The sequence below is a fragment of the Chitinophaga sp. NPDC101104 genome (assembly GCF_050277495.1).
In the GTDB taxonomy this organism is placed as follows: domain Bacteria; phylum Bacteroidota; class Bacteroidia; order Chitinophagales; family Chitinophagaceae; genus Chitinophaga.
Window position 1 is genome coordinate 1,695,964 of the sequence record NZ_JBNNSF010000001.1, and the last position, 24,740, is coordinate 1,720,703.

The window sequence follows — 24,740 nt, forward strand, 5'->3', positions numbered from 1 at the left end:
GCCTAGTCCGCTTTCTTTTTGCGGGGCGGCGCCTTTTTCTTGGGTGGGTTGGCTTTCAGCTCTTCGATGATGGCTTTGGCTTCTTCCACGGTGATATCGGCGGCGGTCTCATGTTTTTCTTTCGGCAGCTTATAGTTGCGCAGGCCTACTTTCAGGTACGGACCGTAGGGGCCTCTCAGCACCTGGATCTTTTCCTTTTCGAAAACCTTGATGGTGCGTTCGTCTTTGGCCTGGCGTTTTTCGACGATGAGCGGCGCAACTTCTTCCAGCTCCACGGTGTAAGGGTCCATTTCCTTTTTGAGGGAATAGAACTTCTTATCGTGTTGTGCGTAAGGCCCGAACCTGCCGATGTTCACGGAAACTTCCGTGCCTTCGAACAGGCCGAGGTTGCGGGGGAGGCGGAACAGGTCCATGGCTTCTTCGAACGTGATGGTCTCGATGCTCTGGGTCTGTTTCAGTTTGGCGAAACGGGGCTTTTCCTCGTCGTCTACCTTCCCGATCTGCACCATGGGGCCGAAGCGGCCCATGCGGGCGGTAACGGGCTTGCCGGAGGCGGGGTCTTCGCCCAGGAGGCGTTCTCCCTTCACCCTTTCCGCTTTTTCCAGCGTTTCTTCCACATTATTATGGAAGGGGGCGTAGAAGTCGGACAGCATTTTGTTCCATTTCTTCTTGCCGCCGGCGATTTCGTCGAATTCTTCTTCGATGCGGGCGGTGAACCCGTAATCCATTACCCGGTCGAAATATTGTTTCAGGAAGTCGGTCACCAGCATCCCGAGGTCGGTCGGAAAGAGTTTTGCTTTTTCGGCGCCGGTATTTTCCTGGTCGGTTTGTTTACTGATTTTGTCGTTTTTCAGCCAGAGGATGCGGAAATCCCTTTTCACGCCTTCCTTGTCGCGCTTCTCCACGTATCCGCGTTTCTGGATGGTGGTGATGGTGGGGGCGTAGGTGGAAGGGCGGCCGATGCCGAGCTCTTCGAGTTTCTTTACCAGCGAGGCTTCCGTGTACCGGGGAGCGGGGCGGGTGAAGCGTTCGGTGGCTTTCATTTCCTTCAGTTCCAGCGCCTGTTTCACGGCCAGGGGGGGCAATACGCCTTCCTGGTCCTCTTCGTCGGCATCTTCATCGTCGCGGCTCTCCATATATACTTTCAGGAAGCCGTCGAATTTCAGCACTTCGCCGCTGGCGGTGAGCTCTTCGTGGTTGGTGGAGATATCGATCTTGGCGATGGTTTTCTCCAGTTCCGCGTCGGCCATCTGGCTGGCGATGGTGCGTTTCCAGATCAGTTCGTAGAGGCGTTTGAGGTCGGAATCGTCTACCGAAGCGTTTTCCATGTAAGTGGGACGGATGGCTTCGTGCGCTTCCTGGGCGTTTTCGTTCTTGTTTTTGTATTTGCGGGATTGATAGTAGCGGTCGCCCCAGTTTTTGTGGATGGCTTTGCTGATATCTTCCATGGCGGTGTCTGACAGGTTAACGGAGTCCGTTCTCATGTAGGTGATCTGCCCGGATTCGTAGAGTTTCTGGGCGAGGAGCATCGTTTTGGACACGCTGTACCCGAGTTTGCGGGAGGCTTCCTGCTGGAGGGTGGAAGTGGTGAACGGGGCGGCGGGGGATTTTTTCCCTGGCTTCACGGTCACGTCTTTCACCGTATAGGCGGCGCCGACGCATTGTTCGAGGAACTTTTCGGCGTCTTCCGCGGTTTTGAAGCGGGAGGGGCCGTCGGCCTTGAAGGCGATGGTCCGGCCCTGGATGTCTTTGGCCATGAACCAGGCTTCCACTTTGAAGGAGCTGGTGGTCTCGAACTGGTTGATCTCGCGTTCGCGCTCCACGATCAGCCTAACGGCAACGGATTGTACGCGGCCGGCAGACAGGGAATTGCGCATGCTCATTTTGCGCCAGAGTACGGGAGACAGCTCGAAGCCCACGATCCGGTCGAGGATACGGCGGGCCTGCTGGGCGTTCACCAGGTTCATGTCGAGCAGGCGGGGGGTACGAACGGCTTTTTCGATGGCGGGTTTCGTAATCTCGTGAAATACAATGCGTTTGGTAGAGGAGGGATCGAGGCCGAGCACTTCGCAAAGGTGCCATGAAATGGCTTCCCCTTCGCGGTCCTCATCCGTTGCGAGCCAAACCTCCTCGGAGTCTTTCACCAGTTTTTTCAATTCCTTGACAACCTTTTCCTTGTCTTCCGGTATTATATATTTCGGTTTGAAATTATTCTGAATGTCGATTCCCATGTCGTCTTTCTCCAGGTCACGGATGTGACCGAAGGAAGATTTCACTTCAAAATCCTTTCCTAATATTTTCTCAATCGTTTTCGCCTTTGCCGGGGATTCTACAATCACGAGATTTTTAGCCATGAACGCCTTTTTATGTCTGTAATTACGCTGAAATTTGTATCAATATTACAAATCCGATCGATGCAATTATATAAAAGTAGGATGATATAAAAAATAGATAAGGTTAAATACTTGAATTCCAGCGCACAACAGTCTCCATATTATTATGTTATCTCCTTTTCGCCGAAAGACGCTTATATTACATATTCATTTTTACTTACATCGAACGCCATGGACATCGTCATTATCGGATCAGGGAACGTAGCGCATTGTTTTGGTCACCTCATGAAGCTGCACGGCCATCCCGTTAAGCAGGTGATCAGCCGTAACAAGGACAACGCCCGGGTGCTGGCGGAATCCCTCGGCGCCGAATCTTCCGGCGACCTGATGGACATTCATATGGAGGCAGACGTGTACCTCCTGGCCGTGGGAGACGATGCCCTCGCCCGGCTGAACAACGATCTCCGCCTGGGCCGCCGCATCGTGGTGCACACTGCGGGCGCCGTTCCCCTGTCGGCCATCGGCAATATTTCCACCAACACGGGCGTATTATACCCCCTGCAAAGCATCCGGAAAGAGAATAAGTCCTACCCCGAAATCCCCCTCATGCTGGAAGCCTCGTCCGACGAAGTGCAGAAGCGCCTCCTGGCCCTGGCCCAGAGCATCAGCGGCTCCATTTCCATCATGAATTCCGAACAACGGCTCCAGATGCACCTGGCCGCCGTTTTCTGCAATAACTTCACCAACCACCTCATCGCCCTCGCCAAATTCTATTGCGAACAGGAAGGGCGCGATTTCCAGTTGCTGGCCCCCCTCATCCGGGAAACTTTCCAGCGGCTCGACAAGTTTCCGCCCGAAAGCGTACAAACCGGCCCGGCGGTCAGGAACGACGAAAAAACCATGGCCCTGCACGAATCCCTGCTCGTCAATTACCCCTCCATGGCCCAAATTTACCCGTTGCTGTCGGAAAGTATTCTCCAGTTCCATAAATGATTGGCGGTCTCCCGATTAACGAATATTTTTGCGCACCGGCCCCCGGCCGGCCAACGCAGAAACGACAGATTGATAGTTATGAACGTATTGGAACATTTTTCCCGCATCCGCACTTTCGTGTTCGACGTAGATGGCGTGCTGACGGACGGAACGGTCCAGCTGCTGCCCGGCGGCGAACTGAGCCGTAAAATGAGCATCCGCGACGGGTACGCCCTGCAACTGGCGGTGAAGAAAGGCTACCGGATCGCCATTATTTCCGGCGGTAGGTCGGAAAGTGTGGTATCGAGGCTCAACGGACTGGGGATCAGCGACGTGTTTACCGGCGTGGCCGACAAGGTGGAAAGGCTGGAAGCCTATGCCCTGGAGCACGATCTTGTCTGGGACGAGATCCTGTTCATGGGAGACGATATACCCGACTACCGCGCCATGCAGCTGGTGGGCCTGGCGGCCTGTCCGGCAGATGCGGCGCCGGAGATCAAATCCATCAGCCGTTACATTTCACCCATCACCGGTGGGGCAGGATGCGCGCGCGATGTCATCGAAAAGGTGCTGAAGCTCAATGGCGACTGGCAGCTCGACGAGGGTATCCGTGCCAGGTAGCCCAATCCGAAATCTCCATCCATAAAAATATATAATGACCCTTATCGCAGCTTTTTTCAGGATGATCCGGTATCCGAACCTGATCTACATCGCGCTCACGCAGTTGCTGTTGCAGTTTTGCGTAGTGACGCCCGTGCTGCAGAAAAGCGGGCTCGAGCCCTCCCTTACCTGGCCGCATTTCGTGCTGCTCTGCATTTCTACCCTCATGGTGGCGGCAGGCGGCTATATCATCAACGATTATTTCGACATCAATATAGACCTGGTCAACAAGCCGGAAAAAATGGTGGTGGAAAAGATCATCAACCGCCGCTGGGCCATGGCCTGGCATACCATGCTCAACATGGCCGGGGTTTCCATCGGTTTCCTCGTGGCGTTCAAGATCGGCCAGTTTTACCTGGGCTTCATCCAGGTGATCTGCACCATGTTGCTGTGGTTCTATTCCACGTCGTTCAAGCGCCAGGTGATCATCGGCAATGTCGTGATTTCGCTGCTGACGGCGTTGAGCGTTGTGGTGGTGGGTTTTTACGAGAAACAGATTTATGAGAGCTTCGAGGCGATCCTGTCGCCCGCAGGCCGGAAGCTCATCCAGGTCATCGGCATTTACGCGCTGTTCGCGTTCCTGTTGTCCATGATCCGGGAGATCGTGAAGGATATGGAAGACATGATCGGCGACAGTAAAGACGGTTGCCGCACGCTGCCTATCGTTTGGGGCGTAAAGAAAACGAAGCATTTTACCATGGTATTGATACTGGTGCTGGAACTGCTGCTGCTCGTGCTGATGGGCGTGACTTTTGCGCGGGGTTGGTATGCTGCGGTGGGATATGTGGGCCTGTTCGTCGTTTTCCCGCTCGCGTGGTTCATTCAGCGGCCGCTGGCGAAGGCGTACCAGCCGGAGCATTATCATTCCATTTCCACCTGGATCAAGATCGTGATGCTGACCGGCATCCTGTCTATGGTGTTTTTTAAAATCATGTAGCATGTATTCCCGTAAACCCGTTATACTGGCCAGCCAGAGCCCCCGCCGCGCGCAACTCCTGGAGCAGGCCGGCATCCCCTTCGAAGTGAAAGTAAGCGCGGCCGACGAATCGTGGCCCGAAGGCATGCCGGTGCCCGAAGTACCGGAGCACATCGCCCGGCAGAAAGCGAAGGCGGTGCAGGCGCATTACAGTGCAGACGATATCATCGTGGCCGCAGATACCATTGTGGTGCTGGATGGTGATGTGATCGGCAAGCCGGCAGACCGGGCCGATGCCATCCATATCCTGGGCCGGTTGAGCGGCCGGGTGCATACGGTGATCACGGGCGTGGTGATCGTCCGCAACGGCGAGGAACAGGCGTTTTCACAGACCACGGAAGTGCATTTCAAACCGCTGACCACCGCGCAGATCGAGTTTTATGTAGACAACTACCAGCCGTACGATAAAGCCGGCGCTTACGCTATCCAGGAGTGGATCGGGGCTGTGGGGATCGACGGTATCAACGGCGATTTCTACAACGTGATGGGGCTGCCTATCAGCCAGGTGGCGGAGCGGTTGGCGAAATTGTAGCCCCTATCCCGGAATGCCGTCTCCAACCCAATTAATTCCTGAAATCCTTTGCCATGAAATCATACATCAAATTCATCCTCGCCGCTGTGTGCCTGAGCGCGATCGGATGTTCCAAAGATAAAGCGCCCGAAGGACCGGAAGGGCCGGGGCCGGATAATTTCGCAGGTTGGGAATCTGTCGTTTATCGTGCATTCGTCAATGGCTCAGGGAATATCCAGCGCGATACTTTCAGGGAGAAATGCCAGTTTACCTTCAATGCAGACCAAACCATCCGCCGGATCATCCGAAGTCAGAACGGTAACTTGCAGGATAAGCAGGGCCGGGTAATGGACTTCACGTATAAACAGGGCATGCTGCAATATGTCAATGTCCAGGAATTTCCCGGATCAAGTTCATGGAAAACGTTTTTTGAATATGAAAAGGATCGCCTTGTACGCTTGCGGACTATGAGCTCGCTTAGTACTGTTAGATTCCTGCTGCAATACAACGAAGAAGGCAACATCTCGCAGGTATTGGAAGATAGCCACGCTGATATGTTATCGAAATATGATTGGAGTGACGGAAACCTCTGGAATAGCCAATATTTTTATCAACCGGAGAATGGCAACCTTCAGCTGGAGGATGAAATCGTGTATGCATATCGGAGTGAGAGCTCAGTAAATAAAATGCCTTTCAAATCAATGGCAGAGAATCTCTATGTAATCCGCGAATTATTTTCCAATGAAATGTGCCTGCTGAGCGCGAGGGACGTCAACTACTATGATTACAGGTATCCGAGCAGCCCCGGGCTTAATTATCGGAAAACGCATACGTTTATTTACGACAACCGGGGCGGATCACAACCGCGCCGTTGGATGCAATGGAAGATCAATCAGCAATGGTATCATAAGTTGGGCGGTTTCGATCCTGATAAAGAGCGCGTCAGGTATTTCACATTTATTTATAATGATTGAATTTGGACTTCAGCTTAATTGTATAGATATTTTTAAAATATTCTATATTTTCGTTCGGCCAATGGAAAGTTGCAGCCTGAAACCCGAGTGAAAGGAAACCAAGTTAAGACCACCGAACCCACCTATGAAGAAATTCACTTTACCAACATTGACGGTATCTACAATACCGGGTCCATCCTGTAACAAAGCAGCCGTCAAACCCGAAGACATGACATCATAAACAAGGCATTTCCGCCGAATTCATAAATCATAATCCCTTATTTAAAACTTTGAATCCCTATGAAAAATTCACTGACGTGCCTTGCAGCGATCGTGTTGCTGGCAAGCTGCACTTCCTCCGACGATGTGCCTGCAACACCTGAAACGCCCAAAGAAAGTTGGTACCTCTATGGCTGGCAGGAAAGAGACCTGGACGACATGACCGGCCCCGGCAATCTCAGCAAAATCATCTACAACACCGATTCTACGGTCGATAAAGTGGTGCATTATGACGGCCCTGCAGAAACAGACTTTATGGGCGCGATTGACGATGCCGCTTATTCCGATGGCCGGATCGTGAAGTACGACACCTATCTGGGCAATGTTTCGCCCTATTCAACCGTAGAATACGAACATAAAGAGGGCCGCCTCATGAGGGCCAAACATTTTGCCTCGTTCCCTGGGCCCGCGCTGGCATTGGAACGGATCGACTCGTTTTTTTACAACAACGCCGGCAAGCTCACGAGCCATATAGAGCATAAGCTGCCTAAGGATGCGGCGCCAGTGCGGACACTGACAGAATTTACCTGGACCGGAGAAAATGTTACGTCGGCGAAATCGTACCGGGATGCAAAACTGGTATACAACTATACTTTTGAATATACTGCGCAGGAAAACTTTTACGCGAAATACCTGAAAGCCGATTACATGTTGCTGTCTGGCAGCCAGCCAATACAGGATGTTCATTACCAGAGCCGCAACCTCTGTAGCAAGCGGATCAATTTCGTGGGCGATCTGAAAATGACCGACACGATGTATTTTCAATATAGTTTCGCCGAAAACGGGTTTCCCCAAACGCTGGAACAAAAGTATATCAGCAAAAACGCCAACGACGGCAGCTATTGGGCGCGGCATAAAACTTTCGGATTCAGGAAGCATCTGCCCCAATAAAAAATCACCGGTATATACGTACAACTACGGGAAAAGGGAAGTTTGACGGAGGAATACGATGTATTTTGAAATTATACAATATCTTCGTCAGCCTGACGCATGGAAGCCGACCGACACCCGCGTGCCCGGAAACCGCGTTCAGTCAACCGAACACCTATGAAGAAAATGCTACCCGCCGCGCTGATGATGCTGGCGGCATGCAGTAAGAAAGATGCACCAGTAACACCCCGCCCCACTGCGCCCGTCTGGAAACTGACGGAAATCGCCGGAGCCGGTGAATCCACCTTTTTTTACTACAACAATACCGGAGAGCCCTCCGCGTGGGCTACCCGCACGGCCTCGGGGACAGACTCCTCAGCAGTGGCCTGGGCGGGAGGGAAGCTCGTCTTCACGTACCTTTTCTTCGGTCAGCAGCAACGGATCGACCGTTCTTTCCTGTACACCGCCGATCGCCTCACCCGGGTCCAGTATCATAATTTCGATCATAGCGGCCAGTGGACCGTCACCGACTACGATTCCCTCGTGTACAGCGACAACCGGCTGGCCGAATTGCACGTCGTGAATGCAGGCGCCCGCAATCAGATGTTCAAATTGCATTGGGAAGGAGGGAACGTTGCGCGCTGTGAAAGCTTCGACGTCATCGCCGAAACGCTGGTGCTCACCGGTGCCATTAAATATCAGTATACAGACCAGCCGGCACTGGCGCGCGTTTTCCCGCCTTGGTGCTATTTCATCTGGACCGGCCGCGATTTTGCGGCCCTCAGTGAAAACGAGCGGTCGGTGGAAGAAGGGACTTCGGCTACCGGCGCCCTCCGTTGGCGCAATTCCTACGGCCATGCTTATCTCACGGGCGGACGGCTGGAAAGCATGAACTGGCGCCGCGAAGATTTCTCCGCTCCCGCAACGGCCAACTTCGCCCGTCAATTCGCCTATCAACTATATCAAACACAATAACATCACCCTGTCCGTATGCAATAAAAAAACCGGGAAGCCATAGGCTTACCGGTTTTTTGTTGGGAAAATACTTTCATTAATACGCCGACATGGGCACATTCGAGAACTCAACCGCATACGAGCCCGTGGGGCCGGAAGAAGGCATGGGCGGGCCGGAGAGCCAGCGGATCACCACGGTGCCGGATGTGGAAATGGTGCATTCCATCAGGCGGCCATCGGCCTGCACTTTGGAGCCGCGCACCCGGGTAGAGGAGGTGCAGCCGGAGATGGTACCGATCGCAACACCGGTTTCCCATTGGGCCTGGGTGTACGGATTGGTAGCGAAATAATGCGCCGCGAAATTGATCATCGTATACGTGTACGACGTAGCCGGGTTGCCGGTCAGGGAAAGGCTGAAATTTGTCTGGGTAAACGAGCAGCTGAACCTGGGAGCGGGCACTTTTGTCTTGGCGGGCTGGATGGCGGAGCTTTCGGAGGTGAAAACAGCGAACGCTGCCAAAAGGGCGAAGGTTGCACAAACTTTTCTAAGCATAATAAAGGGTTTTGGGTGAGGAATTATGTAGTAACAAGATACTACCCGGATAAACATACATGTTTGCAAAGGCTACCTCATTTTTCAATGCGAATAGCGTATAGCCGACATGGTTGATAAGGTAAATTAACATCCTGATCCGGCGGATTAACATCATCGGGATGCTTCATTCCGGCACTCCTTTATGAAAAAAAAGGTGGCCGCACAGTATCTGTGCGGCCACCCATCTGGTTCGCCGGCATTATTGTCGAGCACTGAAATAGTACTCGAAGTAGGTCGTTAAAACCTTATCCGGATGCAAGCTGCTGGTTTCTGTTTGTGTACATTTAATCGGGAGCCCTTCTGGGCTAAATGTCCATTCGAAGTTCCGGGTGTAGGAAAGGTCATTGTCGAAGTATTTGCCTTCCTGCTTTTTGATGATATGCTGGCTGAAGTTCGAATAATTCATGATCCCGAAATCGCTGATCCCCCGTTGCCAATTTATCCGTGCAATATAGTAAGGGTTGAACCTGGTAGGATCGTAAGTATATTTTGAGTTTGAGAATGCGTAATGCGCTGTTCCGTTCCACCTGTAATTCGTAAATTCCCGGACGTCTGTTTCCGTCCAGGTTAATTTTGAATATTGATTGGCCTGCGCGACGGTGGTATCGTTCATGTAAATGGGCTGGTTTACTTCGTTCAGATAGTACTTGTCGGCATAGTCAAAGGCTCCGTCGAAAGTATAGATATTCATGAGGATCTGGTTACCGCTGGTTCTGTAAACGTACTTTCTGTAAGGGTCGTTGGCGGGATACCTTACCCTTCTTTCAACTACCGTTCCCTTGCTGTCGTATTCAAATGCAAAATTGTAGTAGGATGTATCGTTCAACCTGTTGGCGTCAATGCTGGCAATGCGGACCAGCTGGCCGGCGTTGTTATAAATGTAATGGGTTTTGTCTTTTACGTCGGGGTTGTCGGCTGTCCAGCTAACCTCGTAATCCAGCCTGTATGCGGGGACCGGCGGGTCGATGACGGGTTTGGGATCATCTTTTGAAGCCGTGCATGCCGTCATCAAAAATAACGTGGCCACCAACGGGAAGCGTGTGGACGCGAACAGGGATTTGAGGGTATGCCAGCATTTTCCTGGAATTGGGTAATATTTCATAATGTATGTGGGAATGGGTAAAAAATGGGTTTTGGTTTCCGGAGGTCAAGATATAAAAAAAACGGTCCGCCTGGTTAAACGGACCGTTTAGTATCTGGTGATGGAGACTATTGTTCCAAAACCAGCAGGTTCACATCTTTATTTTTCAGCCATTTCGCTTCTTTCAGCTTCTGCAGGTTGATGGTGCCTACCACGTAGCGGCATTCCGGGGATTCGTATTTCTCGGAGATGTTGTAGAACGAGGCGAGGTCTACCTGGTCGGGCGATTTGAAGCGCAGATATACTTTCAGCTGCACATCGTTGGTGAACGAGGGCTGGTTCTGCTGTTTGATCTTTTTGTATTCGTAACGGTAATTGTAGAGCAGCGCGGAAATGTCGCTCAGCACGGCGGAGCCTGTAGCGGTGCCGCCCGCGCCTTTGCCTACGAAGAACTGTTTGTCGGTAAATGCGGATTCGAGGAGCACGCCGTTGTATTCGTTGTACACATCGTACAGCAGGTTGTGCTCGCGGATGAGGTGCGGCAGCACGTAGGCGTTCACGCTGCCGTTCTGGCGGCGGCAATTGCCGATCAGCTTGATGGTGCAATTGCGCTGGCGCGCGAAGTTGATATCGAAATCGTTGAGGTGATTGATACCGAAGTTGAACACTTCTTCGGGTTTCACGAAAGTGCCGAATGCGTGCAGCAGGAGGATGACGATCTTGAATTTGGGATCGTAGCCTTCCACGTCGAGCGTAGGGTCGGTTTCCGCGAAGCCGAGGTCTTGCGCCTGCTGGAGCGCGGTCTCGAAGCTGAGGTGCTCTTCGAATATTTTAGTGAGGATGTAATTGGTGGACCCGTTGCAGATGCCTTCCACGGCGTTGAGGAGGTCGTTATCGTAATATTCCTCCAGGTTGCGGATGATGGGAATGCTGGCGCAGCTGGAAGCCTCGTAGAGGAAGGGCACTTTGTTCTCTACCTGCAGCTGGTAGAGCGCAGGCAGGTTTTCGGCGATCATGCGCTTGCTGGCGCTCACTACGGCTTTGCCGTTGCGAAGGGCGGTGCTCACGATCTCGAAGGCGGCCTCGGTTTCGTTGATCAGCTCCACCACCACATCTATGGTAGGGTCGTTCAGTATCTCGTTGGCGTCTGTCGTGAAATAGCTCATGTCGATGGGACGCGGCTTGTTCGGGTCTTTGATGCAGATTTTCTTGATCCGGGCGTTGATGCCTTTCGTTCTGTTCAGCACTTCGTAGAGGCCCTGGCCAACACAGCCGAAGCCGAAGATGCCGAGATTGATAGTCTTCTGTTCCATATTTATTGCAGTACGGTAATTTGTTTGCCGATAGGCTGGTTAAGTTTATCTAAAGCTTGTTTGAGATCGTTGATAAGGTCTTCCGCGTCTTCGATACCGATAGACAGGCGGATGCAGGAATCCTGGAGGCCTGCCTTGCGGCGGAACTCTTCAGGGATATTGCGGTGCGTCATCGTGACCGGGTGGGCCAGCATGCTTTTCACGCCGCCGAAGCTTTCGGCCAGTTTGAAGAGCTTGGTGGTGTTGACGATGCGGATGGCGTTTTTGATCAGATCTTCCTTCAGCGAAAAACTGACCATCCCGCCGTAGGCTTTCTGCTGCTTCCTGGCGATGTGGTGGTTCTTGTGCGTGGCCAGGCCGGGGTAGAAAACTTTATCGACCGCCGGGTGCTCGGCCAGCCAGTTGGCGACGGCCAGGGCGTTGGCGCACTGTTTTTCCAGCCGCAGGCTGAGCGTTTCGATGCCGCGGATAGTGAGCCAGGCTTCGAAGGGGCTGAGGATGCTGCCGGAAATGTTCTGGTTGAACTTCAGCTGATCGGCCAGTGGCTTGCTGTTCACCACCACGAGCCCCGCTATCACGTCGGTATGCCCGGCCAGGTATTTGGAAGCGGAATGGATCACGATGTCTGCACCCAGGGGAATGGGCTTTTGCAGGAGCGGTGTGCTGAAAGTATTGTCTACCACCAGCAGGATGTTGTGCTGCCGCGCGATCTTGCTGATGGATTTGATGTCGGAGATCTTCAGCGTAGGGTTGGTGGGCGATTCCAGCCAGATGATGCGCGTTTTGGGGGTGATCTTTTCGAGCACTTTGTCCGTATCGCTCATGTCCACGAAATTGACCTTGATGCCGAACCGTTCGAACATGTGGTTGAAGATGGAGAAGATACCGCCGTAAGTGTCTTCCACGGCCATGATCTCGTCTCCGCTCTTGAGGAGTTTCAGCACCGCGTCGATGGCGGCCATGCCGCTGGCGAACCCGAATCCGGCGTAGCCTTCCTCGAGGTTGGTGATGATGTCTTCCAGCACTTTTCTCGTCGGGTTGTTGGCCCTGGAGAATTCGAAGCCCTTGTGGATCCCGGGGCTTTCCTGCACAAAGGTGGACGATTGGTAGATAGGTACCGAAATCGCACCGGTCAGTTCGTCTACCGGGATGCTGTGGATCAATTGCGTAGATGGTTTCATCTGTGTTTGGTTTTGTTTGTCCGCTCCGGCATTCCCCTGCTGGCGGCGGGCATGGTTGATCATTGTTTTTACGAAACGGCCGTGCCGCAACGTTCACTGCAAACGTACAGGTTAAATTCACATTATGTCAGTCGGAAACAAAAAAGCCCTTCCGGGAGTTGGAAGAGCATATCGCTACATGATAGTTGCGCTACAAGGAAAATCTCTGCCAACTTATCTTTCCCCGTAATCCGGGGCCGGAATTAGCACCTTTTTCCCGCCGTGGGCGGAATTGGTTGCTAAGGCTTCACAGGGCCAGTACCCTCTGCCTTTCTGGATAAGTGATATTTAAGAACTGATCGCAAAGGTAAGGCGACGAAGGCCAGATTTCCAAATTCCTGCCGTGATTTTCGTTTTTGCTTTATTTTTTATGGTAAATTTTGAACGAAATCTAATACTTTTTTCATGAAACCGTTTGTTGACCCCCTCTGCCCGGAATCCCTCCTGCAGTTCATCTGGCTTTCCGGCAGGTTTAACACGGAACGCCTGGCCACCGTGGCCGGCGAGCCGCTCGAAATCCTCCATCCCGGCCAGCTCAACCGCCACGCCGGGCCCGATTTTTCCGCCGCCCGGATCCGCATCGGCCCGCTCCTGTGGGCGGGAAATGTGGAGATCCATTACCGCACGTCCGACTGGCTGCGGCACGGCCATCAGCACGACCGGCGGTACGACCGGGTAATCCTCCACGTCGTTTTCCAGCACGATGCCGATACGGGGAACATTCCCGTGCTGGAGCTTCAGCCCCGCATTCCCAAAATCCTGCTGCGGCGCTACCGCGCGCTGATGGACAATGCCGATGAGCTGCCCTGTTCGCGCCTGCTGGCGCGCGTGCCGGACAGCGCCTGGGAAGACTGGCTCGCCCGGCTGGCTGCGGGGCGGATGGAGCGCAAGGCCGGCGTGTACCTCGGCTGGCTGAAGCAAACCGGTTCCAACTGGGAGGAAGTGTGCCTCCGCGCCGTGGCCGCCTGCTTCGGCATGCCGGTCAACACCGACGCTTTCCGCGAGCTGATGGCCGCCACGCCCTGGCGCGCGCTTTCGCGGAGCCGACACAACGCCCTTTCGCTGGAAGCCTTGCTGTTCGGCCAGGCGGGCTTGTTGCCGGAAGATCCCAAAGAGCCCTGGCCCGCGAAGCTCGGTGAAGAATACCGCTTCCTCTGCCGCAAGTACGGCCTCGAATCCATGGCGCCCCATGCCTGGCATTGGCTCCGGATGCGGCCCTCGTCGTTCCCGACCATGCGCATCGCCTGCCTGGCGGCGCTTTTGCACAAGGAGCCCCATCTCTTTTCCGCCATGCTCGACAATGAAAGCCCCGAAAGCCTGGAAGCCCTCCTCATCGTTCAGCCCTCCGCGTATTGGGACGATCATTACCGGTTCGGGATACCGTCTGTCCGCACGGCTTCCATGGGCCGGCAGGCCGTGAGGCATGTGCTGATCAATGCCGTGGCGCCGCTGTTGTACGCCTACGGGCAATACCTGAAAAGCGAGACGCTCCAACGGCGGGCGCTGGCGCTATGGCAGGCTTTGGGCGCGGAAAGCAACCGCATTCTGCGCGCATGGGCGCGGGAAGGCGTGGAAGCGCGCTCGGCCGGGGAGTCGCAGGCGCTCATCGAGCTGCGGCAACAGTTCTGCGATGAAAAAAAATGCCTGGATTGCAGGATAGGAAAGGGTTTGCTGGGAGACGAACATTGGCTCTCGTCCGAGCTTGGCGAAGAAGCGGGGTGGGATTGGGGAGATGAAGATGCCGGGCTTGAATGGTGAAACGAAAAAGCCGCCCTTCGCGGGGCGGCCGTATTCGTTTTCCGGAGAGACTTTGCAGGAGGCTGTAACCCCTTGCCCGGGAGCGCCGTTGTACGGTTACCAGTTGAAAGTCACGTCCTGCTGAATGTCTGGATGGAGGCTTTTGGCAACAGGGCAGGTGAGGGCCGCGTTTTCGAGGATCTTGCGTGCGGTATCGTCGAGCCCGGCGGTTTGCGGCACCGCGATGAGCACTTTCACGCCGGTGATGCGGCGGGGATCGGTACCCATGATCTTGTCGATGCTCACGGTAGTGCCGTCGATGTTCCAACCCTTGTCGCGGGCTTTGATGCCCATGATGGTGAGCATGCAGGAACCGAGGGCCGAAGCTACCATGTCGGTCGGGGAAAAACGTTCGCCTTTGCCGTTATTGTCTACCGGCGCATCGGTCTCGATAACGGAGCCCGAGCGGGGATGGGTAGCGGTAGTTCTGAGTTCGCCGTTGTAAAGGATGGCAGCGGTATGCATTGTAAATGAATTTTGATGTAAAAATAAGCGTATTTTTAAGAATGGCCGCCGGGTCCCGGGAATAGCGGACGGGCCGGGCAACTACGAACAAATTTGTGTATGTTTGTATAGGAATAAAACATAAAACGATATCCCGCGTTTAATAATCATAATTGCGCAACACGGTGAAAAAATTCAACACACTTTTACTCCTCCTGCTGGCTTCCTTCGCTTTGCACGCTCAGTCTGACCGCTCCGACAAAAAAGCGGAAAGGGAACAGAAAAAGCTTCGGAAAATTTCCCTGTTCCGTGAGATCGAAGAAGGCGAAAACCTTTACAACCGCGAATTCTCCGGTGGCGCGCGCCTCAATACCGACGGGTGGACGGGCTTCCTGGAGATGGGTTTCCGCAAAAGCGCATCCACAGTGAATTTCTTCCAGTTCGAATTTTCAGAGAAGAAAGACCCTAAGCAAGACCGTTCCTCCACCTTCGTACCGGTTATGGGCTATTATATCAGCACTTCCCCTTACGTTTACGGTAAGATGAACAACTTCTACCAGGCCAAACTGGGCCTCGGCCAGAAGCGGCTCATCGGTGGCAAAGGCAATAAGAACGGGGTAGAAGTGAACGCGATTTATTACGGAGGGATTTCCGCCGGGCTCGTGAAGCCCTATTACCTGGAGCTGATGAACGACGCGGGCGACCCGGATTCCCGGAAACTCCAGAAATGGACACCCGAAAACAACGACGAATTCCTCGATAAAACGAATATCTACGGCGCCGGCGGGTTCTCCAAAGGCTGGGGCGAAGTGAAATTCACCCCCGGGCTCCATGCCAAACTGGGCTTCCGGTTCGACTGGGCCAAGTTCAACGACGTGATCTCCGCCCTGGAAGTAGGGGTAAACGCGGAATATTATACGAAAAAGGTGCAAATTATGGTGGATCAGGACGGTAAGTCCTTCTTTTTCAACGCTTATGTAGGTTTGCAGTTAGGTAAACGTTGGAATAAGTAACTTTGTACTTTATTAAAGAAAGGATTTGCGATGCAAGAATTACCCGTAATCGCCGCCGGACCGGCAGCGCCCAGAGTGAAAAAGCCCGATTGGCTTCGCGTGAAGCTGCCCATCGGAGAGAACTACAGGCAGGTCAGGAACCTTGTAGACACCCATAAACTCCATACCATCTGCGAAAGCGGCAACTGCCCGAACATGGGCGAATGCTGGGGTGCCGGCACCGCCACTTTCATGATCCTCGGCAACGTCTGCACCCGCTCCTGCGGTTTCTGCGCCGTAGCCACCGGCCGCCCCGAACCTGTAGACTGGGATGAGCCCCAGCGCGTGGCGGAAGCCATCTATCTCATGAAAGTCAAACATGCGGTGATCACCTCGGTTGACCGCGACGAGCTGAAAGACGGCGGTTCCATCATCTGGAACAATACCATCAAGGCCGTGCGCGCCCTCAACCCGGAAACCACCATGGAAACCCTCATCCCCGACTTCCGGGGCATCTGGGAAAACCTGGACCGCGTGATCGAAGCCGCTCCCGAAGTGGTATCGCATAACCTGGAAACCGTGGAACGCCTCACCAAGCAGGTCCGCATCCAGGCCAAATACCACCGCAGCCTCGAAGTGATCCGCCGGCTCAAACAAGGCGGCATGCGTACCAAATCCGGTATCATGCTCGGCCTCGGAGAAACAAAGGAAGAAGTGGTACAAGCCATGCAAGACCTGTACGATAACGGTTGCGACGTCGTAACCCTCGGCCAGTATCTCCAGCCTACGCCCAAACACCTCCCGGTGGTGCGCTTCGTGCATCCCGACGAGTTCGCCGAGCTCCGCGAGATCGGTTACAACATGGGCCTCGACTATGTAGAAGCCGGCCCGCTCGTTCGCTCGTCTTACCACGCCGAAAAACACATTTTCAGCGGCAGAAAATAAGGCAATCTGACATTTTAATAGTTACCCGGAGCCAGAAGGCCCCGGGTTTTTTTTGCTTCGACCAACTCAACAGAATAACAAAATCATAACTACCTTTCTGAGTATATTGCGGTATTATCCCTTAATAATCCCGCCGACGTTATGGTAAAAGACCTCAAGGAAATATTTACTCCCGTAGCAGATCGATTAAAAAATCCGTTCTTTGGATCGGTTGCCGTTTCCTGGCTGCTTGTGAATTGGAGAGTCGTGATCGCCTTAATTGGTTATACACCGAAGGATTTAGTTAGATCGAACGCGAATTCCTATATCCAGTTCGTAGAGATGCAAGGAATATGGCGACTTATTGCGCTTCCCATATTGCTTGGACTCGCGTATGTTATTATTAATCCGCTAATCAAAATGCTGAATTCGGCTTTGAATGAATACTTCAGAAGAAGGAGCAGCAGATGGAATAAGGCAATTTCAAAAGGAGCATTTATTCCTGTTGAAAAATACATTTCACATAAAGAGAGATACGATGATTTATCGAATGAATACGCAGATTTAATTGAATCGGAAAGCTCACTAAAGAATAAAGTCAGCGAACTCACAACAAAGCTAAAAACCGCAGAAGCTGAATTGACTCAGTTCGAAAGAAAAAAGCGGGAAAGAGCGGAAAAGATAACAAGAATGCAGTTAAGTGGCGAATGGTTCCTATCAATCAAACAAAATGGGAAAGCTGTTTTTCAAAAACGCATTCATTTTTTAAAGAATGATACTGAAATAGTGTTTGAGGACGGTAAACTTCTACATACGTTATTTAATGTCGAACAGAAAATCATCATTCCGGATAATAACTCAGTTATCATCTTAGTGCATATTCCTGCTAACGAATCAGGATTATTAAATTTAATGCCTGCGAACCAGACGCAATACCTGAAGTATGAAGATTCGCTTTCCGTTCTCAGTGGTAGAATTAATAATAGTCAGGAAATCGAATATAGGAGGGAGATTGCCCGAACATCTGCATTGGATGTAATTGCACAACTTTAAAATCATTACCGTCTCAATTCTTAGTGATGATGCCCATGCGCATGATGATGCCCGTGCGCCGGCGTTCCCGCCTGCGCAGCTTTCGCTTCGAGCACGAAATCCGTCGTGTGGACGATGCCGTGGATTTTGAACTGGATCCAGGCGCGGTAAATCCCTTCCTGCGGCAGCTCCGCATGTAATACGAAGCGCCCGTTGCGGACTTCAGGGTGTACGTGCACGAAGGCTTTCGAATCCTGGTGGATGAGCACGGCGTGCGCTTTTTCGCCCAGGTAATTATCGATATGTGCGGGGTCGATGTGCGCTCCGTTTTTCGTGAGCTCGGCAGAGAGCATGGCGTGGCCCTGGTGCAGGGGGCCATGATCGAGGTGCAACTCCAGTTTGTATTCCCCGGAAACGGCCGTCAGGCGCGGATGGAAAGGGACCTGCGGTGGGGGGATCTCTCCTTCCACCTCCAAAGCAAATGTATTGATCACCTGGTGCTGGCCTTCGGGGACATAATCGGCGAAAAGCCAGAACCGGCCGCCATGGGGGAGCGTCGTGTGGACGGAATAGCTATCACCGTTTTCTACGGGATGGATATGTGTGAAGAAAGTAAGATCGTTGTTGACGATGATGGTATGGATCTTCCGCTCATGGGAATCCTGCAGGCGGAAAGGCGTGGCCGTACTGAAGTGGTACGCGGTTTCGCGGCCGGCTATGATGGGTTTCGTTACGTTCAGGTGCAATTGGTAAGTGTTCATCTTAGTGTGTTTTGTAAGGACAAAATTAGGGCGCGCCCTGCCCGCGGGCTTTACAGATTCCGGGAAACTATTTACATAGTTTTTATATTTTTCGTTCATGAAACCACTGCTGCTAATCCTTACCATGCTTCCCGCCGCTGCCATGGCGCAACTCCGCTGGCAGCCCTCCGCCGCCCACAACGAAGGCCTTCCTGAAGGTGCGCGCGTCTATCAAACTACCGATTCCGTTTCCGGCCGTCCGTTCCGGGCGTTCTATCTTGAGATCGATCCCCGGGCAAAAGATCTCCGCCTTTCCGTCGAAGCCTTTCCCGGAAAACGGTATACGCCGGTTCAGTACGACAGCATCCTCGGGCCTACCGCCCTCGCCATCATGAACACCACTTTCTTTTCGTTCAAAGACAACAGCAACCTGAACATCGTCGTGAAAAAAGGAAAAGTATTCGCCGTCAATCCCCAACCCGCGGCCGGTGCGTCTCCCAAACGCTACGTGACCCGCGGCGCCTTCGGGATCAACCGGAAGGGGGAGCCAGACATCGCCTGGGTTTATAATGTCGGCAAGAAGAAAACCCCCTACGCCTACAACGCGCCCGTTACCGGCGAAGAACCTACCCGCCATTCACCTGCCGGCGCGCATCGCTGGAAAGTGCGGGAGGCCGTAGGCGGCGGCCCGGTGCTCGTGCAGAACGGCCAGCCTTTCATTACCAACGAGCCGGAAGGCATGGGGAAAAGTATCGCTGCGCTGCATCCGCGCTCGGCGGTGGGTTACCGGGCAGATGGTACCATTTTGCTCATGGTGATCGAAGGGAGGAATAAAGGGGTGGCGGAAGGTGCCAATTTTGAGGAGATGGCGAAGATCTTTACGGACCTCGGTTGCGTGGAAGCCCTCAATCTCGACGGCGGCGGCTCGTCTGCATTATACGTGAACGATGAAAATACCATCAAACCCTCCGACCCCGCGGGCCAACGGCCCGTGCCGGCGGTGCTGGTTCTGCACAAAAAATAACGATCACACGGCGGGCTTCTGGTTCCCGCCGTTTTTATTTCGCGGAAGGCCGTCTTCGTCGAAGACCTGGAGCAAATGCCATTCCGTGAAGCCCGCCAGCAGCAGGGCCCCCACGATCACGGGCGTTACGGTCAGGTACAGGAAAAGCTCTGATTGCCGCCGGAAGACAATCCCCATCAAAATCCCGAACGGTACGAGGAGCCAGCCGAGCCACCGCGAGATATACGCGGCATAACGGTTGCCTTCGTTCCAGGTGTCCTGGTTGATGGTGGAAGAAAAAGTGCGGTAACCATACCAGGTTTTCATGCTGCGGGGAGGATAGCGCCGGATCATGTAACCCATGAACAGGAACAGCAATCCGGCCAGCAGACTGGCGTTGCAGAAGGGGCTTTGTAAAATGCTGTCCATAAAAAAAGCGCGGCACAAAATGTGCCACGCTTATAAATACAATCGAATTTACTGCTTTGTTGAATCCGGTGCGGTGTTTTTGCGTTTGATCAAGCCTTTGAGGGTATTGTTCAACGTTTTTTCCGCCGCTTTGCCCGCTCCCTGCAGGCCGCCGCCGGAGCCGGTGGAATCTTTTCCGCCGAGCAACTGCTTTTTCAATTCATCTTTCGCCGCATTCACCGCTTCGTTTTTCACGTGCGTCAGCGAATCTTTCAGGGTTTGCTTCGCGGAATCGACCTTGTTCTTCACCATGGCCGTGGCCTGGTCTTTCAGGTTGTCTGCCGCTTTGCCGGCCGCTTCCTTCAGATCGGTTTTTACGGACGGTTTCATGATATTGCCGCCCAGCAGCACGTTGAGATATACGGTGTCGCCCACGTTCACGTTGATGCCTTTGCTGCTGGCCTGTTTCACGAGGTTATTCACCAGGCCGGTGGCCTGCGAGCCCAGCAAAGTGCGGGGCAGGGCCAGTTGCATGGTATAATCCATCGTTTGGTCGAAACCGTGGGAGCCGCCGATGAGCATGTTGAAATTGTTGAGTTTCACGCGGAAGGGGTTCACCGTCATCCGGCCGTTCTGGAACGCGAAGTAGTTCTTGATGTCGCGGATGGAAATGTCTTTCAGGGCAGACACGTTCAGCTGGTTGGCCAGCTGGTCCATCGGTGCGAACTTCTTCAGGAAACCCTGGATGAGCAGGAGATTCCCGTCGCCCGTAAGCGTATTCAGCTGGGGCGACATATCCTTCCCGAGCTTGCCCGTTACCGTCATCTGCGAGCTCATTTTCCCGCTGAGGAATTGCGCGATGGGCATGAGTTTCTGTACGGTGTTGAAGGTCTTGAACGTTTCCTGCACGTCGAGCTCCTTTACGTCGTAAGAAATATTGATATCGGGATGGTCTTTATCGTTTTTGGTGGAATAGGATCCGTCGATTTCCATGGAGCCCTGCAGCGCGTTGGCTTTGATGTCTTTCATGATCACGGCTTCGTCGCGGAGGAGCAGCGTGCCGTTGAGGTTGCTGAGGGCGAGGTTGTCGTACTGCACTTTCCCGGCCTGCGCCTGCAAGGTGAAGTCGAGGTTGTTCGGTACGGCGAAAGGCGCGCTGGACGAGGTGTCTGCCGGTTTGCCGGAGGCGTCCGCTTCCGGGGTGCCCATCCACTTGTTCAGGTTGATCTGATCGGCTTGCAGGGCGAGTTTGCCATTGAGGGCGCTGTTGCGGAAGAGGTAGGCGAGGAGGTTGTTCACTTCGCCGTTGGCGTTGAAGTTGGTACCGAGGTACTGCCCCTTGAAGTCGGAAACGGTGACGTTTTTCGGGTTGAAAGACATGAGCATCGACGAAACTTTCACGCCGTCCGGGTAATCCTTGCTTTGATATTCGAGGTTCGACAGGGCAACTTTGCCGGAGGCGTTGAACGATTCGTACTGTTCCCGTTCGATGGCGCTCATGTACCCGCGTGCCTGGAGGTCCGCATCGAGCAGGCCGGCCAGTTTGGTACCTTTTTCGAACTTCACGATCTGGGTTACCTTGCCGAGGTCGAGGCGGCCTTTGGCGGCGGCGTCGAGGTAAAGGTCGGACACGGGCGTTTTGATCATGAGGCGGAAATCCACCGGACTGTCGTCCATTTCAAGATGCGCCTGGGGCACGTCTACGATGGTGTGGTCGGGTACGCCGTCGGGGTTGGTGACGTTTACGGCGAGGTTGATATTCTTAACCGGTTTGGGAAGATCGGGGTATTGGAAGAAGCCGTTCTTCACGCCGAGGTGCACTTCATATGCCGGCATCTGCTGCTCAGAGTAAACGCCTTTCACGAAGCCGTTGAGCGTCGCGTTCCCGGAGGTTTTGATGCTGGAAAAATCTTTGCTGTACACGGCAGGCACCAGGGAAAGGATGTCTTTGAAATCGGTGCTGGGCGCCTGGAAGCGGACGTCCATGTTATAGGAGCTGTCGTTCAGCAGCTGGAAGAACCCTTCGGTGCTGAGTTTCAGGTTGTTGACGGAGATCTTGTCGGTTTTGAAGGTGTATTTCCCGGCTTTGTTGTCGATGTTGATATCGGCGAGGATTTCCGTTTTGGCGTCGAGCAGGTAGGGGATGAATCCCTGTGCGAAGCTCACCGCGCCTGCGGTGGTGCTGGTGCTGAGCGTGAAGTTATCCTGTGTGAAATCGCCTTTCCCTTTGTGGTTGAGGCCGGCGATGGCCAGGTGCATATGGCCCTGGTGGTCGTCGTACTTCACGGTCGCGTCTTCGATGCTGTATTGCTGGAGGCTGAAGGCGAATTCGCTGGACGAAGTATCGGCGGGCGCGCCGGTGGTGGTGGTGTCCGGTTTCACGATGTCCCAGTTCGGGCGGCCTTCTTCATCTACCAGGGCATAGATGCGGGGCTGGAGGAGAGAAACGTTGTGTACGTTGATCTTTTCGCCGCGGATGGCGCTCATGAGGTCTACGGCCAGGTCGAGCCGGCGAACGGCCAGCAGGGTATCGCCGGCGAAGTGGTCGACGCCGGTGATGTGGAGCTCTTCGAGGGCTACGGCCAGCCGCGGAAAGCGGCGGAAGAGGCTGATGTTCACGTCCTTAAAATCGACCTTGGCGTTCAGGTTCTTGTTCAGCTCGGCTTTGACCTTCGACATGATCTGGCCTTTGAACAGGTACGGAATGGCAACGAGCAGTGCAATGAGCACCAGCAGCCCGATGCCGATACCTTTCAGTATCTTCTTGAGTTTCATAGGGTGATGTTGTTGTGGTTTACGTGTTGGCAAATGAAGCTACGGATCATATCGGTAGTAAATTCGTTATTTTTGACACAAATATATATAACGGCATGACACCGGAACGGAAAGAACGGCTTTTATCGGTAATTAACAAACGTCAGGCCAACCTTACGGTGGTGCTGGAAAATGTGGAAGATCCGCATAATGTTTCCGCCGTATTGCGTACCTGCGACGCCGTCGGCATCCAGGACGTATACGTATTGACCACTAAAGTACCGCGCCACAAGCGCTGGGGCGTGAAAAGCTCATCAAGCGCCGCCCAGTGGCTCACCGTTCACCAGTTCACGGATACGAACGAACTGGCGGCCGCGCTCCGCGCGAAATACGACAAGATGTATACCACGCACCTGGGAGACGGGGCCATGAGCCTGTACGACATCGATTTTTCGGGATCGGTGGCCCTGGTGTTCGGCAATGAGCAAACGGGCGTGAGCGCCGAGATCAGGGCGCTGGCCGACGGCAATTTCGTGATCCCCATGATGGGCATCATCCGTTCGCTGAATATTTCGGTGGCCTGTGCAGTGAGCATTTACGAAGCCATGCGGCAAAAAAGCCTGGCAGGGCATTACGCGGCCCCCTCGCTGCCGGACGCGCAGCGGAACGGGCTGCTCGCCGAATGGGGCTACAAAGAAGATGAATAATGAACGTTTTCGTTTTCATACTGGCGATGCTGGCCGGACCGGCCGTGGAGCGGGTTAGCCCAGCGGAGCTGGAGGCGCGCCTGGCCGCAACCGGTTCTCCCATGGTGGTGAACCTCTGGGCTACCTGGTGCGGGCCCTGCGTGGAGGAGCTGCCGCATTTCGAAAAAGCTTCCAAAGCATTTCCGGGTGTGAAGTTCGTGTATCTCAGCCTCGATCTGGATGAAGCCTATCCCCGGCAGATCGATTCGTTCGTGAACCGGATCGGCTTGAGCGGGGAAGTGTGGTGGATGGCGGAAACCAACGCCAATAAATTCGCTTCGCTGATAGACGCGTCGTGGAAGGGGAGCTTGCCGGCCACTTTGTTCATCCATCCCGGGAAGAAATCCCGGAAGTTCGTGCAGGGCGCGATGGATGAGGGGGCGGTGATGCGGGAAGTGGGGGCAATGACAGAATAGCATGTTCACATCATCCGGGCCTTCCTCACCTGGTCTTCCACATACGCGCGGAAAACCCCGTCGAGCCCCTCTGCCCGGGTGATCTCGTCCCATTCCGCCCAATCTTTTTCCGTGATTTTGCCGCGATCGACAAACAGCGCTGTGATGTTGGCCGCGGTATTTTCATTAACGAGCCCGCTGCCTGCGAACGCCGCCAGCAGCGCCGTTCCCGCCACTTCGTCGGGGAACCCGGGCCCCGCGTCGAAATAATACGCGGCGATGGTTTTGTACAGGCATTGGATGGATTTGATGGCCGCTTCGGAGCGGTACAGGTTCCGCGACTGGCGGATTTCCTTCACCCAATGCGCCACCATATCCATATCGGCCAGGCTGGCGCGGACGTCGGGCTCGCTGCTGCGCAGCAACGATTCGTCGGCCGAAAGTACCAATGCTTCTTCGAGGAATTGCAGGGAATGGAGGACCATGTCCATCACGAAAGCGTTATCGATCTCGGCCGAATCGAAATCGGTCTCTATCCACTTTACGAGTGAGGGGTGCGTGCCGCGAACGCCCTGGTAGAGCGTTTGCATGATCTGCAGGCCGCCCAGCCCGTTTAATTTATCAGGTAACATCATGGGTTAATTGTTGGGGTACGGAAAGTTACCGGATAAAACCGTTGTAGCTTGGCAGCAGGGCGCAAACTGGCGTGGGAGGCGGGCGGAATATCAAAAGCGGGCTTCGGGCTGCGGGGCTTTCCGGCGAAATGCACGGCACAAAAAAGCCCGGAA

General features: G+C 53.9%; 24 protein-coding genes and 1 riboswitch. Of the genes, 14 read left to right on the plus strand and 10 right to left on the minus strand.

What is annotated here, in order from left to right; genetic code table 11:
- Positions 1-2: 2 nt before the first annotated feature.
- On the minus strand, positions 3-2,354 hold the full coding sequence (gene topA / locus ACQKLP_RS06990) for a type I DNA topoisomerase (protein WP_427321365.1): 2,352 nt from the start codon (positions 2,352-2,354) through the stop codon (positions 3-5).
- A gap of 210 nt (positions 2,355-2,564) precedes the next feature.
- Between topA and ACQKLP_RS06995 the strand changes: the two genes are divergently transcribed.
- The 7 genes from ACQKLP_RS06995 to ACQKLP_RS07025 all read left to right on the plus strand — a co-directional run bounded on the left by ACQKLP_RS06995 (position 2,565) and on the right by ACQKLP_RS07025 (position 8,529).
- Entirely contained in the window at positions 2,565-3,326 is a 762-nt protein-coding gene (locus ACQKLP_RS06995) for a Rossmann-like and DUF2520 domain-containing protein (protein ID WP_427321367.1), read from the plus strand.
- Between the two features lie 78 nt (positions 3,327-3,404).
- Entirely contained in the window at positions 3,405-3,926 is a 522-nt protein-coding gene (locus tag ACQKLP_RS07000) for a KdsC family phosphatase (protein WP_427321369.1), read from the plus strand.
- A gap of 34 nt (positions 3,927-3,960) precedes the next feature.
- Positions 3,961-4,902, plus strand: a complete 942-nt coding sequence (locus ACQKLP_RS07005; protein WP_427321371.1) for a geranylgeranylglycerol-phosphate geranylgeranyltransferase — start codon at positions 3,961-3,963, stop codon at positions 4,900-4,902.
- Position 4,903: 1 nt separating this feature from the next.
- Positions 4,904-5,473 carry a Maf family protein gene (locus tag ACQKLP_RS07010; protein WP_126247284.1) on the plus strand — a complete coding sequence of 190 codons (570 nt, stop codon included), beginning with the start codon at positions 4,904-4,906 and terminating at the stop codon, positions 5,471-5,473.
- 53 nt (positions 5,474-5,526) lie between these two features.
- Positions 5,527-6,426, plus strand: coding sequence for a hypothetical protein (locus ACQKLP_RS07015; protein WP_427321373.1), 900 nt, complete (start codon positions 5,527-5,529; stop codon positions 6,424-6,426).
- 279 nt (positions 6,427-6,705) lie between these two features.
- Positions 6,706-7,575 (plus strand): hypothetical protein, encoded by an 870-nt coding sequence (locus tag ACQKLP_RS07020; RefSeq protein ID WP_427321375.1) that lies wholly within the window; start codon positions 6,706-6,708, stop codon positions 7,573-7,575.
- A gap of 156 nt (positions 7,576-7,731) precedes the next feature.
- Entirely contained in the window at positions 7,732-8,529 is a 798-nt protein-coding gene (locus tag ACQKLP_RS07025; RefSeq protein WP_427321377.1) for a hypothetical protein, read from the plus strand.
- Between the two features lie 76 nt (positions 8,530-8,605).
- Here the strand turns inward: ACQKLP_RS07025 and ACQKLP_RS07030 are convergent, their stop codons facing one another.
- The 4 genes from ACQKLP_RS07030 to ACQKLP_RS07045 all read right to left on the minus strand — a co-directional run bounded on the left by ACQKLP_RS07030 (position 8,606) and on the right by ACQKLP_RS07045 (position 12,678).
- The gene (locus ACQKLP_RS07030) at positions 8,606-9,061 is read right to left on the minus strand and encodes a hypothetical protein (RefSeq protein WP_427321379.1); all 456 of its coding nucleotides are present in this window, start codon (positions 9,059-9,061) and stop codon (positions 8,606-8,608) included.
- A gap of 241 nt (positions 9,062-9,302) precedes the next feature.
- Positions 9,303-10,205 carry a hypothetical protein gene (locus ACQKLP_RS07035; protein ID WP_427321381.1) on the minus strand — a complete coding sequence of 301 codons (903 nt, stop codon included), beginning with the start codon at positions 10,203-10,205 and terminating at the stop codon, positions 9,303-9,305.
- 107 nt (positions 10,206-10,312) lie between these two features.
- Positions 10,313-11,497 carry a homoserine dehydrogenase gene (locus ACQKLP_RS07040; protein ID WP_126247278.1) on the minus strand — a complete coding sequence of 395 codons (1,185 nt, stop codon included), beginning with the start codon at positions 11,495-11,497 and terminating at the stop codon, positions 10,313-10,315.
- 2 nt (positions 11,498-11,499) lie between these two features.
- Entirely contained in the window at positions 11,500-12,678 is a 1,179-nt protein-coding gene (locus tag ACQKLP_RS07045; RefSeq protein ID WP_427321383.1) for a trans-sulfuration enzyme family protein, read from the minus strand.
- 210 nt (positions 12,679-12,888) lie between these two features.
- Positions 12,889-13,001: riboswitch (SAM riboswitch) on the minus strand.
- Between the two features lie 121 nt (positions 13,002-13,122).
- On the opposite strand from ACQKLP_RS07045, the gene ACQKLP_RS07050 reads away from it, so the two are divergent.
- Positions 13,123-14,475 (plus strand): DUF2851 family protein, encoded by a 1,353-nt coding sequence (locus ACQKLP_RS07050; protein WP_427321385.1) that lies wholly within the window; start codon positions 13,123-13,125, stop codon positions 14,473-14,475.
- A gap of 96 nt (positions 14,476-14,571) precedes the next feature.
- Here the strand turns inward: ACQKLP_RS07050 and ACQKLP_RS07055 are convergent, their stop codons facing one another.
- Positions 14,572-14,979 carry an OsmC family protein gene (locus tag ACQKLP_RS07055; protein WP_427321387.1) on the minus strand — a complete coding sequence of 136 codons (408 nt, stop codon included), beginning with the start codon at positions 14,977-14,979 and terminating at the stop codon, positions 14,572-14,574.
- A 164-nt stretch (positions 14,980-15,143) separates the two neighbouring features.
- On the opposite strand from ACQKLP_RS07055, the gene ACQKLP_RS07060 reads away from it, so the two are divergent.
- The 3 genes from ACQKLP_RS07060 to ACQKLP_RS07070 all read left to right on the plus strand — a co-directional run bounded on the left by ACQKLP_RS07060 (position 15,144) and on the right by ACQKLP_RS07070 (position 17,927).
- Entirely contained in the window at positions 15,144-15,971 is an 828-nt protein-coding gene (locus tag ACQKLP_RS07060) for a hypothetical protein (RefSeq protein WP_427321389.1), read from the plus strand.
- Between the two features lie 30 nt (positions 15,972-16,001).
- Entirely contained in the window at positions 16,002-16,895 is an 894-nt protein-coding gene (gene lipA, locus ACQKLP_RS07065) for a lipoyl synthase (RefSeq protein ID WP_126247268.1), read from the plus strand.
- Positions 16,896-17,036: 141 nt separating this feature from the next.
- A complete protein-coding gene (locus ACQKLP_RS07070; RefSeq protein ID WP_427321391.1) occupies positions 17,037-17,927 on the plus strand; it encodes a hypothetical protein in 891 nt (296 codons plus the stop codon).
- Between the two features lie 20 nt (positions 17,928-17,947).
- Here the strand turns inward: ACQKLP_RS07070 and ACQKLP_RS07075 are convergent, their stop codons facing one another.
- Positions 17,948-18,667, minus strand: a complete 720-nt coding sequence (locus ACQKLP_RS07075) for a hypothetical protein (RefSeq protein ID WP_427321393.1) — start codon at positions 18,665-18,667, stop codon at positions 17,948-17,950.
- A gap of 97 nt (positions 18,668-18,764) precedes the next feature.
- Between ACQKLP_RS07075 and ACQKLP_RS07080 the strand changes: the two genes are divergently transcribed.
- A complete protein-coding gene (locus tag ACQKLP_RS07080; RefSeq protein WP_427321395.1) occupies positions 18,765-19,670 on the plus strand; it encodes a phosphodiester glycosidase family protein in 906 nt (301 codons plus the stop codon).
- 3 nt (positions 19,671-19,673) lie between these two features.
- On the opposite strand, the gene ACQKLP_RS07085 is transcribed toward ACQKLP_RS07080, so the two are convergent.
- On the minus strand, positions 19,674-20,078 hold the full coding sequence (locus tag ACQKLP_RS07085) for an SdpI family protein (RefSeq protein ID WP_427321397.1): 405 nt from the start codon (positions 20,076-20,078) through the stop codon (positions 19,674-19,676).
- 48 nt (positions 20,079-20,126) lie between these two features.
- Positions 20,127-22,832: an AsmA family protein gene (locus tag ACQKLP_RS07090; RefSeq protein WP_427321399.1), complete on the minus strand. Its 2,706-nt coding sequence runs from the start codon at positions 22,830-22,832 to the stop codon at positions 20,127-20,129.
- 95 nt (positions 22,833-22,927) lie between these two features.
- Here ACQKLP_RS07090 and ACQKLP_RS07095 point away from each other — a divergent pair, with 95 nt between their 5' ends.
- Together ACQKLP_RS07095 and ACQKLP_RS07100 are read left to right on the plus strand one after the other, a co-directional pair.
- A complete protein-coding gene (locus ACQKLP_RS07095) occupies positions 22,928-23,518 on the plus strand; it encodes a TrmH family RNA methyltransferase (RefSeq protein WP_427321401.1) in 591 nt (196 codons plus the stop codon).
- Positions 23,518-23,973: a thioredoxin domain-containing protein gene (locus ACQKLP_RS07100; protein WP_427321403.1), complete on the plus strand. Its 456-nt coding sequence runs from the start codon at positions 23,518-23,520 to the stop codon at positions 23,971-23,973. Before ACQKLP_RS07095 ends, ACQKLP_RS07100 begins: the two co-directional genes overlap by 1 nt.
- A gap of 5 nt (positions 23,974-23,978) precedes the next feature.
- Here the strand turns inward: ACQKLP_RS07100 and ACQKLP_RS07105 are convergent, their stop codons facing one another.
- Positions 23,979-24,587, minus strand: a complete 609-nt coding sequence (locus tag ACQKLP_RS07105; protein ID WP_427321405.1) for a hypothetical protein — start codon at positions 24,585-24,587, stop codon at positions 23,979-23,981.
- Positions 24,588-24,740 lie beyond the last annotated feature (153 nt).